This window comes from Agathobaculum butyriciproducens, assembly GCA_003096535.1.
GTDB lineage: Bacteria > Bacillota > Clostridia > Oscillospirales > Butyricicoccaceae > Agathobaculum > Agathobaculum butyriciproducens.
The window spans coordinates 373,121-386,253 of sequence record QEKJ01000001.1; the positions used below are offsets into that span (position 1 = coordinate 373,121).

The 13,133-nt window shown below is 55.6% G+C and carries 14 protein-coding genes and 1 tRNA gene; 4 read left to right on the forward strand and 11 right to left on the reverse strand.

Annotated features, from left to right (window positions below; translation table 11 throughout):
- Positions 1–30: 30 nt before the first annotated feature.
- From C7386_RS01710 to yajC, 11 genes are all read right to left on the reverse strand, one after another.
- The gene (locus C7386_RS01710) at positions 31–1,071 is read right to left on the reverse strand and encodes a hypothetical protein (protein WP_116704718.1); all 1,041 of its coding nucleotides are present in this window, start codon (positions 1,069–1,071) and stop codon (positions 31–33) included.
- Positions 1,037–1,537 (reverse strand): RNA polymerase sigma factor, encoded by a 501-nt coding sequence (locus C7386_RS01715; RefSeq protein WP_116704719.1) that lies wholly within the window; start codon positions 1,535–1,537, stop codon positions 1,037–1,039. Before C7386_RS01715 ends, C7386_RS01710 begins: the two co-directional genes overlap by 35 nt.
- A gap of 87 nt (positions 1,538–1,624) precedes the next feature.
- Positions 1,625–3,031 (reverse strand): MocR-like pyridoxine biosynthesis transcription factor PdxR, encoded by a 1,407-nt coding sequence (pdxR, locus tag C7386_RS01720; protein WP_116704720.1) that lies wholly within the window; start codon positions 3,029–3,031, stop codon positions 1,625–1,627.
- A gap of 735 nt (positions 3,032–3,766) precedes the next feature.
- A complete protein-coding gene (locus C7386_RS01725) occupies positions 3,767–4,717 on the reverse strand; it encodes an AEC family transporter (protein WP_110435343.1) in 951 nt (316 codons plus the stop codon).
- Positions 4,710–5,174 carry a MarR family winged helix-turn-helix transcriptional regulator gene (locus C7386_RS01730; protein ID WP_110435344.1) on the reverse strand — a complete coding sequence of 155 codons (465 nt, stop codon included), beginning with the start codon at positions 5,172–5,174 and terminating at the stop codon, positions 4,710–4,712. Before C7386_RS01730 ends, C7386_RS01725 begins: the two co-directional genes overlap by 8 nt.
- A 453-nt stretch (positions 5,175–5,627) precedes the next feature.
- Positions 5,628–6,161 carry a hypothetical protein gene (locus tag C7386_RS01735; protein WP_110435345.1) on the reverse strand — a complete coding sequence of 178 codons (534 nt, stop codon included), beginning with the start codon at positions 6,159–6,161 and terminating at the stop codon, positions 5,628–5,630.
- A gap of 71 nt (positions 6,162–6,232) precedes the next feature.
- The gene (locus C7386_RS01740; RefSeq protein ID WP_110435346.1) at positions 6,233–6,727 is read right to left on the reverse strand and encodes an NAD(P)-binding domain-containing protein; all 495 of its coding nucleotides are present in this window, start codon (positions 6,725–6,727) and stop codon (positions 6,233–6,235) included.
- 98 nt (positions 6,728–6,825) lie between these two features.
- Positions 6,826–8,205, reverse strand: a complete 1,380-nt coding sequence (gene scfB / locus C7386_RS01745; RefSeq protein ID WP_110435347.1) for a thioether cross-link-forming SCIFF peptide maturase — start codon at positions 8,203–8,205, stop codon at positions 6,826–6,828.
- A gap of 70 nt (positions 8,206–8,275) precedes the next feature.
- Positions 8,276–8,419, reverse strand: coding sequence for a six-cysteine ranthipeptide SCIFF (gene scfA / locus C7386_RS01750; RefSeq protein ID WP_110435348.1), 144 nt, complete (start codon positions 8,417–8,419; stop codon positions 8,276–8,278).
- Positions 8,420–8,431: 12 nt separating this feature from the next.
- Positions 8,432–8,848: a TIGR04086 family membrane protein gene (locus C7386_RS01755; RefSeq protein WP_110435349.1), complete on the reverse strand. Its 417-nt coding sequence runs from the start codon at positions 8,846–8,848 to the stop codon at positions 8,432–8,434.
- A gap of 60 nt (positions 8,849–8,908) precedes the next feature.
- Complete coding sequence (yajC, locus tag C7386_RS01760; protein ID WP_318261164.1) at positions 8,909–9,262, reverse strand: preprotein translocase subunit YajC; 354 nt, start codon at positions 9,260–9,262, stop codon at positions 8,909–8,911.
- Between the two features lie 220 nt (positions 9,263–9,482).
- On the opposite strand from yajC, the gene sigK reads away from it, so the two are divergent.
- The 4 genes from sigK to C7386_RS01780 all read left to right on the forward strand — a co-directional run bounded on the left by sigK (position 9,483) and on the right by C7386_RS01780 (position 13,027).
- Entirely contained in the window at positions 9,483–10,190 is a 708-nt protein-coding gene (gene sigK, locus C7386_RS01765) for an RNA polymerase sporulation sigma factor SigK (protein WP_110435350.1), read from the forward strand.
- 133 nt (positions 10,191–10,323) lie between these two features.
- Positions 10,324–10,397, forward strand: a tRNA-Gln gene (locus tag C7386_RS01770).
- Positions 10,398–10,522: 125 nt separating this feature from the next.
- Positions 10,523–10,987, forward strand: coding sequence for a zinc ribbon domain-containing protein (locus tag C7386_RS13595; protein ID WP_202188915.1), 465 nt, complete (start codon positions 10,523–10,525; stop codon positions 10,985–10,987).
- Between the two features lie 285 nt (positions 10,988–11,272).
- Positions 11,273–13,027 (forward strand): 1-deoxy-D-xylulose-5-phosphate synthase, encoded by a 1,755-nt coding sequence (locus C7386_RS01780; RefSeq protein WP_116704721.1) that lies wholly within the window; start codon positions 11,273–11,275, stop codon positions 13,025–13,027.
- The last annotated feature ends 106 nt before the right edge of the window (positions 13,028–13,133 follow it).

Here is a 13,133-nt window from a genome sequence, read left to right on the forward strand (position 1 = left end):
ATATCTGCCGGATATGTCCTCATTTTTGCGTTACTGCGTCAGCCGGAAGGAAACTGCCCATCTGCCGTCCATCCGGTTGCTTGCGGTGTAGAGATCACCGGTAAGTGTACAGCCGGCAACATCCTCGTATGCCATCGGGAAAACGTACTCGGTGTAGTCGGTGTCGTTGTCAAAATCCTTGTAGGTTACCGTGTAATCGCACATCAATTCCGTGCCGTCCGCAAGGTGCAACGTAGAAAAATCTGCGTGATTACCCAATGACAGCGAACCATCTGTGCGATAGTGCAAATGTAGTTCTCCATTCCGCCAGCCTGCGGCAATCAGTGCGCATATACCGTTTTCGCTTTGCCACAAAGTGCCCTGCGGAACAAGAAAATCATACGAATCCATGTCACCCAACGCATCCGGATTCATTGTACCGTAACCGTTGATTGCATGGTTCTCGGTCGGTGCATTTTTCGGCACAGCAGACAAATCCGCCGTTACCGGAATACCTTCCTGCTTTTCTCTGCCGACGAGAAGCTGATTGAACGAAAACCGGAATGCACCTGCCGGAATATGTTTGCCATTCAAATCATCAATCTGCAGAAAATAGGTTGCGGTATGCGTATTCGGGTCGTAATCGAGCGTTGAGCAGCCATAGGAACGTGCTCCACGACCAAAACCGGCGTAATCAAGCGACCAACTGTCATACAAATCCGGTGCGGCATCGCCGAACAGGCTGCCTGTGGTGTCGGTCAGCGACAAATACACCTTTGCCGTGCTGCCTTCCACGTCCGCCGAAACGACCTCCAGCTTAACGCCCCGGTCCTCGCAGACCTGCCCGACCGGCTGCAGGTACTCTGCCATGCCGGGCGCGATTTGGTACAGCACCCGCAGAACCGCCTCCTGATTGGCGGCTACGGCGGTGCTCACGCAGGCCAAAGCCGCCGCAACCGTAAGGATAATCTTGAGCGGTTTTCGCGCTCTGTGCGGCCTGCCGCTCTCCATTTTGGCGATCGTCTGCTGCACCAGTGCGTCGCTCGGCGTGATATTCTCATTCATGCCGCGGTACTGCTTGTGAAAATCCATCGTCCAGCTCTCCTTTCATCAATTCGCGCAGCTGTGTCCGTGCGCGTGTCAGCCGTGTACGTATCGCGGACGGTTTTTCCCCGCTCATGCGCGCAATCTCCTCTGCGGTGTAACCCTCGTAGTAGAATAAATGCACTGCCGCGCGGTACTTAGGTGTCAGCCGTCGCAGGGCTTCATCCAGTGCGCTGTCCTCCGGCTCGGGAAACGGAATGCGGTCATCGAGCGGTGTGTCGTGCCGCCGCCATGCCATGCGCCAGTGGCTTTTCAGGCAGTTGAGCGTCACCCGCAGCAGCCATGCCTTTTCGTGCTCCACACTGTCGAAAACCGGTCGTTTACGCACGGTCTGGAGAAAGACCTCCTGAAAAATATCGTCCGCATCGTGACGGCTGCGCGTCTGCGCATACGCCAATCGGTATACCATGTCGCCGTAGACGCTGACGAGTTGTTCGGGTGTTTTTGTGGTCATGCTCCATCCTCCTTTCACCGATAATACGAAATAAAAACCCGAAGTGCTACAAATTTGCGCAGAAATTTATTGCACTTCGGGTTGCATTTATTTTGTCCAGGCTTGCTTGAGCAGCTTTGCCGCCTCGCCGATCTGCTGTTCGGTCAGACCGGCATAGCCGAGCACAAGCGTTGCTCGCGGCGGCTTGACCGGCGGCGTATAGTACGCCGAAAGCGGGTAAACGCGCACACCGGACGCCTTTGCGCGCTCAATAAGTTCGTGCTCGAGCATGCCGTTGCGCATGTGCAGCAGCAGGTGCAGACCGGCTTCCGAGCGCGAGACCTCATGCGGCAGGTCGGCCAACTCGCGGTCAAGTGCGGCCATGAGCGCGTCGCGGCGTGCCTGATAGACCTTGCGGCTGCGACTGATGTGCCGCTCGAAGCCGCCGGTGTGCATGAAGGCCGCCAGCGTGTACTGGTCAAAGCTCGGCACGGTAGATGAGTACCGCGAAAACCGTTCACGATAGCGCGCCATCAACGCATTCGGCAGCACCAGATAGCCGATGCGCAATCCGGGGGCAAGGCTTTTCGCAAAGGTGTTGACGTACACGACACGGCCTGTCCGATCCAGCTCGCCTAACGCCGGAATCGGGCGGGAGGCGTAGCGGAATTCGCTGTCGTAATCATCCTCGATGATGTAGCGGTCGGGCGCTTCCGACGCCCAGCGAAGGATTTCCAGTCGGCGGGCAGCCGTCATAACCGTGCCCAGCGGGAAATGGTGCGACGGCGTAAGGTATACCACCGATGCGTCACTCGCGGCCAGCGCGTCAGCACGCAGACCGTGCTTGTCCAGCGGTGTCGGACGCACGGTCACACCGTTCACTGCGAAAATCTGATACAGCTTGCGGTAGCCGGGGTTCTCGAGCGCGTACACGCGGTCGCGGCCGAGCAGCTGAATGACAAGGTGCATCAGATACTCCGAACCTGCGCCGATGAGGATGTTGTCCGGCGAGACATTGATGCCGCGGAAGTCGTGCAGGTAGCGCACGATCTCCTCTCGAAGTTCCGCCGCGCCGCATGGGTCGGTCGCACGGAGCAGCGCACTCGAGTATTCGCTCAGCACACTGCGCGACAGCCGCGCCCATGTGGAGAACGGAAAGCAGCCGTTATCGACAAAATCCGTGCGAAAATCGTAAGGATAGGTCTCCTCGGAGGCGGAAATTGGCGGCAAAGGCGGTGCAAATGGCTCCTGCGGCTCGGAGACCGGCACGGCAAGCTGCTCCTGCACAAAGTAGCCGCGCCTTGGCGCAGAGGCGATGTAGCCTTCGGCGGCAAGCTGACCGTAAGCGGTTTCCACGGTGATCTGGCTGACGCGCAGATTGGCCGCCAGCTGGCGTTTGCTCGGCAGGCGCGTGCCGCCGGGCAAGGCGCCGGACATGATGTCCGCGCGGACAGCGTGGTAGAGCTGCTCGTAGAGCGGCTGTTGGTCGTGCGGTTTGAGATGGTAAGTCAGCATGGCCGGAGGCTCCTTTCCTTGCGTCTTTTGCAAAATCTGTGCTGATTTTATGAGTTATCGCTTGCGAAGCGAACGAAATCTGCGCTGACGCCGCGCGGGCGCACAAGAGGGTAGACACCAAGGTTTCTACCCTCTTGTGAATCACCCGTTTCCTGTCATAGTCTAGCGCAGACCAGAGACCGGCGACCGCTGCGAAAATAGGGGTACGACAGTCGGGTTACTCTTGCGTTTGTTTCGTAAAATATTTGCAGTTCCCGGATAGTCTACTGCTACACAGACCGGCTACTTCCAACAGGCGCGACATACCCGTGTCGCGCAATTCGTTAGCGTGTTATCACAGACGGCACCTACGAAGATAAATGTTACCAAGTGTCTATATTCGCAGGTGCTGTCTACAATCTCCAGACTAACGATTCGTGCGGCACTGTTATCCCCCAGGGGACTCTCTCTTGCCCTTCGGGCAATTCACCTTGTGCCGCACCCAGCGTAGAGTCGCCGATCTGTGTAGCAGTCAGAAAACAGCTTGAGCATCTGCGGTTGAGAAATGGGCGGCCATTGGCCGCCCCTACGGAAGATGAACAGTACGGCCGTTCCCCCATAGTCTCAGTTCTCTGATAGCCGCCGTGCTAAGCGGAAACGGGGAGATTCACAAGAGGGGTGGAAACCTTGGTGTCCATCCCTCTTGTGCCCCCGCCGGGTAGGCGTTCCCCTCGCCTCGAAGGCGAAAAACTTACGTTAAATAAGCGCCATCGAACGCAGAATGAACAGCGTCAATGTCAGCGTAACCGCACTCAGCGCCGTGCTGAGCACAATGATCGACGATGACAAAACATGATCGCCGCCCATATTTTTCGCCATAACATAACCGGAGGCTGTGCTCGGCGCACCGCACAGGATGACGATAGCCACCAGTGTCTGCTCGCGGAAGCCGAGCGCCACGCCCATCGGCAGAAAGATAGCACTCAGCAGCACCAGCTTGATAAACACGGCTGCACAGGTCGGGCCGAGCTTTTTGATGGCCTTTGCACCCTCAAAGCCCGCGCCGATGCTCAGCAGCGCCATAGGCGTTGCGCAGTTGCCCAGCATGGACAGACCCTTGTCCAGCATCGGCGGAAAGTCGATTGCCAGGAGCGAGAACGGCAGACCCGCGAAAATACCCAGTATGATCGGGTTGGTGATGATGCCGCGCAGCGTTTTGCCGACCAAGCCGCGGTGGTCCGCCTGCTGTGCGTCCGGCGCGGTGACAGTCAGCACCAGCACCGAAAAGATGTTGTAAAGCGGCACGCTTGCCACGATCATCAGCGGCACAAGACCGGCATTGCCGTACAGATTCTGCACAAAGGCCACACCCAGTATCGCCTGCGAGCCGCGGAAAGCGCCCTGTGTAAACGCGCCCACCATACTCTTATCTTTAAGAAAGAGGGACGCGCCGATCCAGACGGCAAAAAAATACACCGTTGTCGCACCCGCACAGAAAAAGAAAAACACGGGGTCGAACTGCTCGGTGATGCGCCCCTGTGCGATATCGCGGAACAGCAGGATCGGCAGCAGCACCTTGAACGACAGACGGTCAATGTCGGTCAGCGTCTGCTTGGTGAAAAAGTTTTTGCTGCGCAACCAGCGGCCAAGCACGATGATCGCAAAAATCGGCACGGTGGCATTCAGACAGAATATCAGGTTATCCATTGGTTTCTCCCTCCACGGCTGCTTCCTCGTGGCGGAAGAAGTCCTGCAGTTTCTCTAAGCTCTGCGCCAGAAGCGCAGTCTGCTCGGGCGAGAGCGTGTCCACCAAAGACGCGATCATACGCTCGTGAAAGTCCTTGTGGTACTCGTAGGCGGCCCTGCCCTTGTCGGTGAGCATGATATTAACAACGCGGCGGTCCTCCTGGCTGCGCACACGGCGCACCAGTCCCTTGGCGACCAGCTTGTCGCACGCAACCGTCAGCGTAGCCAGTGTTACGCCGATTGACCTGGCAACCTCGCTCATACGCACAGGTTCCCTGTCACCGATCTTCTCGATGATATGGATTTCGGTGATGGAAACCGCGCTGCCCAGTCCGCCCGCCATGGCGCGTTCTTCGATTTTGTTGATCCGGCCGAACACATCGACCAGAAAGGAATTGAGCTGCTCTGCGTCTTCCATGTTCGCGCTGTCCCTCCGTTAGTTCGTTAATCTAACTAAATATTAGCATAAAATTGTCGAGCTTGCAACAAAAAAGGCGCAATCGTAAGATTGCGTCAATGGATATGGGATTTTTCGGGTTAAATAATTGAGAATGGATAATGGAGAATGGAAAATTGACGTAATTGTGAACTATCAGCCACCCTACAGTAAGGTATGTGCAAATGGTTTGGAAAACGGCGGGCTGAGGGCAGCCCGCCCTACGAAACAGATTTAACCTATACCGTAGGGCGGGGTGCCCTCACCCCGCCGTCTATCCGATTGGCACCATTGATAATGAATAAATGGCAAATGTAACCGTCTCATGCGCAGCGCGGATGGAACTCGCGCAAGGATAGCGTCATTTTCCATTCTCCATTTTCAATTCTCAATTCCGCATCGCCTCCGCTGTGCATTTGTGCATTTTGTATAAACTTACACATCGCACAGTGCCGCTATCGCGGCCCTCAGGAGGGCGCTCAGCACGGCGAGCGTAATACACAGGAAATACGGCATCCTGCACGTTCGAAGCGAATACCGTCCGGTGGCTTCACCGCCCTGCCAGACCATAGAGCATGCGGCAAGCAGCGCGGAGACGCTCAGCACGGCGGGTACGCCGGCTGCTCCGATGATGAGGGCGTTTCCTTCTCCCACGCTGACCGCGACGGTCATGGCAAGCACGAAGCCGCGTGCTGCGGCAACCGCACTCAGCAGCAGCTCTCTCGGGCGCAGAAAGGCGCACACGAGCGGCAGCAGCACCCAGATGAGCGCGCCCAGCGTGCTCTGCACCACATGCGCGGGCAATTCAGCCAGCAGACCGGAAAGCACTGCCGCGCCGTCCCCTTCGCCGGCCCGCAGACCGGTCAGACCGCCCGCCGCTGCACCGCACAGGAACATCGCACACAGGAACAGGAACACCGGTGTCCGCACCAAATCGTCAAAAAAACCGAGAATATGCTGTTTGTTCATACGTCTTCCCCCTTGGAAAAGTCATAGAACAGCATATTCCCGGTTTTATCTTTTTAGAACAACAGACGGACTTAGCCTTCCTCGTTGATCATCTCGCACATCGCGTCCACCATGTCCTTGCAGGGCTGGCGCAGGAACGGGCGTGCCTTTTTGTTGATCTCGTAGGTTGCATACAGCTTGCCTTCCTCGTCACGGTGCAGCACGGCTGCGATCAGCTCGGTTGCAGCGGCGATGCGGTCAGTCAGGTACGCAAGATCCACCTTTTCGCTGTCGCACACGGAAACTACCACGCGCTTTTGCGAACTGCTGGAAATCTTGGCAAGCTCGGTCGGCATTTCACGCTTGGAAGCGGTGAGCAGCACAATCTCGCTCTTGATCATGGCAGCAAGTTCGTCCTCGCAGATACGAACCTCGTCGTAGCCCTCTGCAGCCTTGCAGGCCGCCGCATTCTTCGCGGACAGGAACAGATTGCGCTGCGGTACGACCTCCTTCTCCAGGATGGCGCGGATCAGCTTCTGAAGATATTCACCTTCACCAAGCACGGAAACCAGTACATTCTGCGGCATAATATCATCTCCTTCACAGGGCAGTACAAATACAAGAGCAATTATACGCACAAACAGTCCGTTTCGCAACGAATTTTACGTATTCTTTTTACAATTCATCACTTCGACTGATTTGCACAAATTTTATCCATTGCCTTTAGATAAATTGCACATTCCAGACGCTTACGCTCCATCTCGCAGCCGAGGTCGTAGGAGTCGTTCATGTCGTGGTTCATGTTGTAGTTTGCTGCCGAGCAGCCACCCGAGCAGTAGAACTTCGCCCAGCACTTCTGGCACTTCGGACGCGAATAGATGTTCATGCCGGCAAACTTCTGCGCGATGTCCATGTTGAAGGACTGGTCGAGCACGCTGCCCTGCTTGAACTCATCCTTGCCGACAAACTGGTGGCAGGGATAGATGTCGCCGTCCGGCGTTACGGCCACATACTCGTAGCCCGCGCCGCAGCCGCGCAGACGCTTGACAACGCACGGACCCTGATCCAGATCGACCATGAAGTGGAAGAAGGTAAACGGCTTGCCTTCCTTCTTACGCTCGAGCATGATATCGGTCAGACGGTCGTACTCAGCCTCGATTTTGGGCAGATCGTCCTCGGTCAAGTCGTATCCGCAGCCCGGGTCAGCCGTTACCGGCTCGACGGAAAGGCGGTCAAAGCCTGCATCCGCGATGCTCAGAACGTCCTCGGCAAAGTCGAGGTTGTGCGAGGTGAACGTACCGCGTGCGTAGTAATCGAGGTTCGGGTCGCGCTCGTCCACCAGCGCCTTGAACTTGGGCACGATGGTGTCATAGCTGCCCGTACCGGCTACCGTCTTGCGGAACTCGTCGTTGACCTCACGGCGGCCGTCGAGCGACAGCACGCAGTTGTCCATGTTCTCGTTGATGTACTTGCGCTTGTCCTCATCGAGCAGCAGACCGTTAGTAGTGATGGTGAAGCGGAACTTCTTGTTATACTTCTCCTCCAGGCTGCGGGCATAATCGACCGTCTGGGTAACGGTATCCCACGCCATGAGCGGCTCGCCGCCGAAGAAATCGACCTCGATGTTGTGACGCACGCCGGAACGCGCGATAACAAAGTCGATGGCCTTCTTGGCGATCTCGGGCGGCATGATCTTGCGGCCCTGGCCAAAGTCGCCGGTGGATGCGAAGCAGTACTTGCAGCGCAGGTTGCAGTCGTGCGCTACATGCAGGCACAGAGCCTTGACCGGTGCATTCACCGGAATGTAGCGGCTTACGTCGATGTAGTCATCCTGCGCGAACAGCTGACCGGCCTTTTTCAGCTCGTACAGCTCGTCATATGCCTCGCGGATCTCGTCCGCGGTGTAGTCCGGCAGGGCGTCAATGATGCCCTGCGGACAGGTATCACCCATGTTTTCATCCAGCAGTCCGGACACTGCATAGCTGATATCATCGAGCAGATGTACCGCGCCCGAGTTGACATCGAGCACGAAATTCAGCCCTTTTTTCTGATAACGATGAATCATTTATTTTCCTCCGATATACAGGAACAAGGCGCACCCGCAGGCGCGCCTTGCATATTCCTTTTAAGCGTGATTACTTTGCGTGCTCGCACTTCTGGTTTGCCACGGTGCAAGAGGTCTTGCATGCGGACTGGCAGGAAGTCTGGCACTCGCCGCAGCCGCCGTGTGCTGCAGTCTGCTTCAGGGTTGCAGAAGTCAGGGTAGAAATATGCTTCATTTGATTTCCCTCCTATTTTTTGATGTGGCTGTAACGCTTCTTTTTCCGCATATTGGCACCGGCGTAACCGCCCAGTGCCGAGGCGATCAACGAGCAGAGCAGGCTGATCACCGTGCGTACAAAATGAATGGATTGACCGAGCGGCAGCACCGCAACGATCAGCAGGATCAGAAAAACCGCAAAACCTGCGCCGAGCGACCAGTAAAACTGGTTTTCGCCTGCGCGCTTTGCAGCGACCAGTGCGGCAAGCGCACTGCCGAGTGCAAGGAACACCAGTGCACAAGGCGCTATTGCCCCTTCTGCCAATGTGCCGCGGTGAACGAGCACCGCACCGAGCAGCATCAGCAGCAGAGTACCGAGCAATCCGGCAAGCACCGATGGTAAAAGGATACCGACCGGCGACTGACCCTCATTGGTTTTTCTCATCATTTCATAGCCTCCCGCCGAATTTTATTTATATGTCATGCTATTCGGCAAGAAATGGGGTTATTACTTTGCGTCCTTCTTTGCTTCCTTGGGCGCCTCGACCGTCTCGGTCGCCGGAGCCTCCTTACCGCGGATTGCCCAGCGGTAAATCTTGAGCTTCGTGCGGTCGCTCGAAGACTCGATGACCAGAACGTCGTCCTTGATGCTGACTACGCGGCCGATAAAACCACCGATGGTGGAAATCTCATCACCGATCTCGATGGAGTTACGCATATCACGCTCCTGTTTGTCGCGCTTGCGCTGCGGACGGATCAGGAAAAAGTAGAATACAACGATCAGAACTACAAACGGCAGAAAGTTTGCGATGATCGTGCCGTAATCCGACAGAGCCGGCATTTTATTCAATGCCATAACCATGGTTACACCTCCCTATGCAATTTGCTGTAAATACTCACTATATTATACTGGATATTCTGTCAAATTACAAGCCTTTTTTGGAGGCAATACCACATAATTCAGCTGCGGCACTTTACGTAAATCGCTCTTGCTATATTATGCGGTACTGCCTCTTTATTTGTGCTACCTAAGCTATTCGCAGCATAAGATAGCAGTATCTTATCGAAACGAGGTGCTGACCATGCTTTTCCCTGCTTTATTTGCGCTCGGCGGCGCATTTTTCTTCTTTGTGCTGCGTGTACAGGGCGCGGACGGGTCGTTTCCCAAGCCGCTCACGCCCGATGAGGAGGCGGTTCTGCTGCGCCGCATGCAGCAGGACGGGGACGCCGAGGCACGGGAAAAGCTGATCGAGCACAATCTCAGACTGGTAGCACATATTGTAAAAAAGTATTACGCCGTAAGTACGGAGCAGGACGATCTGCTGTCCATCGGCACGATCGGGCTAATTAAAGCCGTGAACACCTTTAAGGCGGATAAGAATATCCGGCTGGCGACATACGCCTCCAAATGCATCCAGAACGAGCTGCTGATGTATTTTCGGCAGAAGCGCAAGAGTGCAGGCGAGCTTTCGCTCTCGGACACGCTCGAGTCGGACGGTGACGGCAATGCGCTTGCCCTGCAGGATATTATCTGCTGCGAAGACAGCGGTCTTTCCGCCGTTGAGGAGCAGGACCGGTACCATGCCATGCACCGCGCGCTGGCAGGCTGTCTCTCTCCGCGTGAACGCGAGATCATCCGCCTGCGGTACGGCATCGGTCTGGCATCTCCCCTGCCGCAGCGTGAGATTGCCGCGCGGCTGGGTATTTCGCGCAGCTATGTTTCGCGCATTGAAAAGCGTGCGCTCGAAAAGCTGCGGGAGGCTCTCGAACGCGAGGGACGGCCGCCGTAAAAGCGACGGTTGTCCCCTTCCGAAAAAAATTTTTATTTTTTTTGAAAAAAGGGTTGACGAATCCCGGATTCTGATATATACTAAACAAGTCGTCAGCGATGAGTCATCAAAACGACAGCAAAACTTAACAAATAGCCGAATTGTGTAAAGGTAGCACGACAGACTCTGACTCTGTTTGTGAGGGTTCGAATCCTTCTTCGGCTGCCACCAAAAACCGTCTTTTCTTTGAAAAGACGGTTTTTCTTTTGCCTTTTCGTGGTTTTCCTGTGACGGCTATTTGACAGACGGTCTCTCTCCCGATATACTAAAGTATATGTAAAGGAGCGATTACCATGTTTTGCATGAACTGCGGCACGCAGCTGCCGGACGGCGCAAAATTCTGCATGAACTGCGGTACAAAGGTCGGTGAGGTCGGCGCAGGTGCTGTCCCCTCCGGCAAAAAATATCCCTCGTACGCGATGCTGTATCCGAACAGCATGGCTTATCTCGAGTCCCCTGCCTATCAGCGCGAGCGCGGTCTGATGAAGCAGTCCGAGCTTGGCGCGACACCGTATGCGGGCTTTGATTTTACCAACTATGTTTCTCTGGACGACGGCACGTTGGTTGGCTTTGTGTTCGGGCACACCGCGCGTTACCGCGCTGCCGAGGACTTCGGCTACAATCTCTATCGCCTGAATCCGGACGGCACAGCTGTTTTTCTGAACGCCGGCTGCAAACGCGGCGGCACCGAGCTGTATGTGCAGGACGGAAAAGCGCACTGGACGGTGAATGGAGAAACGTTTTCCGCATCTATTTGAGCATTAAGGCAATACCGCATAATTGAACAAGAGTGATTTGCGAGTAAATTTTGCGTACTGACGAGGCACAGTTTTGCGGTAATACTTGATGTATTACCGTGAAACTGCAACAAAGTCAGGACACAAAATTTCCGCAAAGCACCGCCGCTTTAATTGTGCGGTGTTGCCTTAAGGCACCTGGTATCAGGTGCTTTTATTTTTGCATAATTTTTCGTAAAACCGCTTGACTTGGAGCACACTCCAAGTGATAGAGTGAGTTTAGAAAAAATATTCAGGAGGAAAACTATGTATATCGAGAACATCAACGGTCCCGCTGACGTGAAGAAGCTGAACATTAAGCAGATGACCGTGCTTGCGTCCGAAATACGTGATGCACTGCTGACCAAGCTGAGCCGTCACGGCGGCCATTTCGGTCCGAATTTTGGCATGATAGAGGCAACCATCGCACTGCACTATGTATTCGAGTCCCCGAAGGATAAGTTTGTATTCGATGTTTCCCACCAGTCCTATCCGCACAAGATGCTGACCGGTCGCAAAGACGCTTTTCTCTACGAGGAGCACTACGACGACGTTTCCGGCTACAGTAACCCGCACGAGAGCGAGCACGACCATTTCACCATCGGTCACACCTCCACCTCGGTCAGTCTGGCCTGCGGTCTGGCCAAGGGCCGCGACCTCAAGGGTGAGGACGGCAACGTGGTTGCTATCATCGGCGACGGTTCGCTCAGCGGCGGCGAAGCGCTCGAAGCACTCAACTATGCGGCAGAGCTGGACGGAAACCTGATCATCCTTGTCAACGACAACGATATGTCCATCGCGGAGAATCATGGCGGTCTGTATCAGAACCTGCGCCTGCTGCGCGAGACGGGCGGCAAGGCCGAGTGCAACCTGTTCCGTGCGATGGGTCTGGATTACCGCTTTGTAGCCGACGGCAACGATATTGCTTCGCTGATCGAGGCATTTAAGACCGTAAAGGACAGCACGCAGCCGGTTGTTGTGCACATCGTCACCCAGAAGGGCAAGGGCTACGCGCCTGCCGAGCAGCACAAGGAGGCATGGCACTACTGTGCGCCGTTCCATCCGGAGACCGGCGAGCCGCTGATGGACATGAGCGGCGAGTGCTATGAGAGCATTACGCTCGACTTTATGATGAAGAAGATGCAGGCTGACCCGTCTGTGTGCATGATCACCTCGGGTACGCCGACCGTACTTGGCTTCACCGAGGAGATGCGTAAGAAGGCCGGCAGCCAGTTCATCGACGTAGGCATTGCCGAGGAGAACGCGGTTGCACTGGCGTCCGGTATCGCAGCAAACGGCGGCAAGCCGGTCTACGGCGTGTACAGCACGTTCATTCAGCGCGCTTATGACCAGATTTCGCAGGACCTGTGCATCAACAGCAACGCAGCTACCATTATCGTTGCGTGGGGCTCGGTTTACGGCATGAACGATGTAACGCATCTCGGTCTGTACGACATTCCGATGCTGGCGAACATCCCCAATCTGGTTTATCTGGCGCCGACTACCAAGGAAGAATATCTGGCAATACTCGACTGGAGCATTGAGCAGAACGAGCATCCGGTCGTTATCCGCATGCCGGGCGGCGCACTGGTTTCGGACGGAAAGGCTGTTACCAAAGACTTCGGCAGGCTGAACACCTACGAGGTTAAGGAGAAGGGTGCCCGGGTTGCCGTGATCGGTCTGGGTTCGTTCTACCCGCTCGGCGAGCAGGCGGCGGCGCTCATCAAGGAAAAGACCGGCGTACAGCCGACTCTTATCAACCCGTACTATATCACCGGCGTGGATACTGACCTGCTCGAGAGCCTCAAGGCGGAGCACGATGTGGTCATCACCCTCGAGGACGGCGTACTCGACGGCGGCTTCGGAGAGAAGATCGCGCGTTTCTACGGTGACTCCGACGTTAAGGTGCTGAACTTTGGTCTCAAGAAGGAGTTCCTCGACCGCTATGACGTAGACGAGGTATTGAAGGACAATCACCTCACCGCAGAGCAGATTGCAGAGGATGTGGAGAAGGTTCTCTAAAAATCGCGCGTATGCGCGCATAAAATAGCATTTGCCTTGCAAATGCAAGGAAACCGGGGACATGCGCCACGCAGCGCGGCCAAAAAAAGCCGCGCAAGGATAGCGT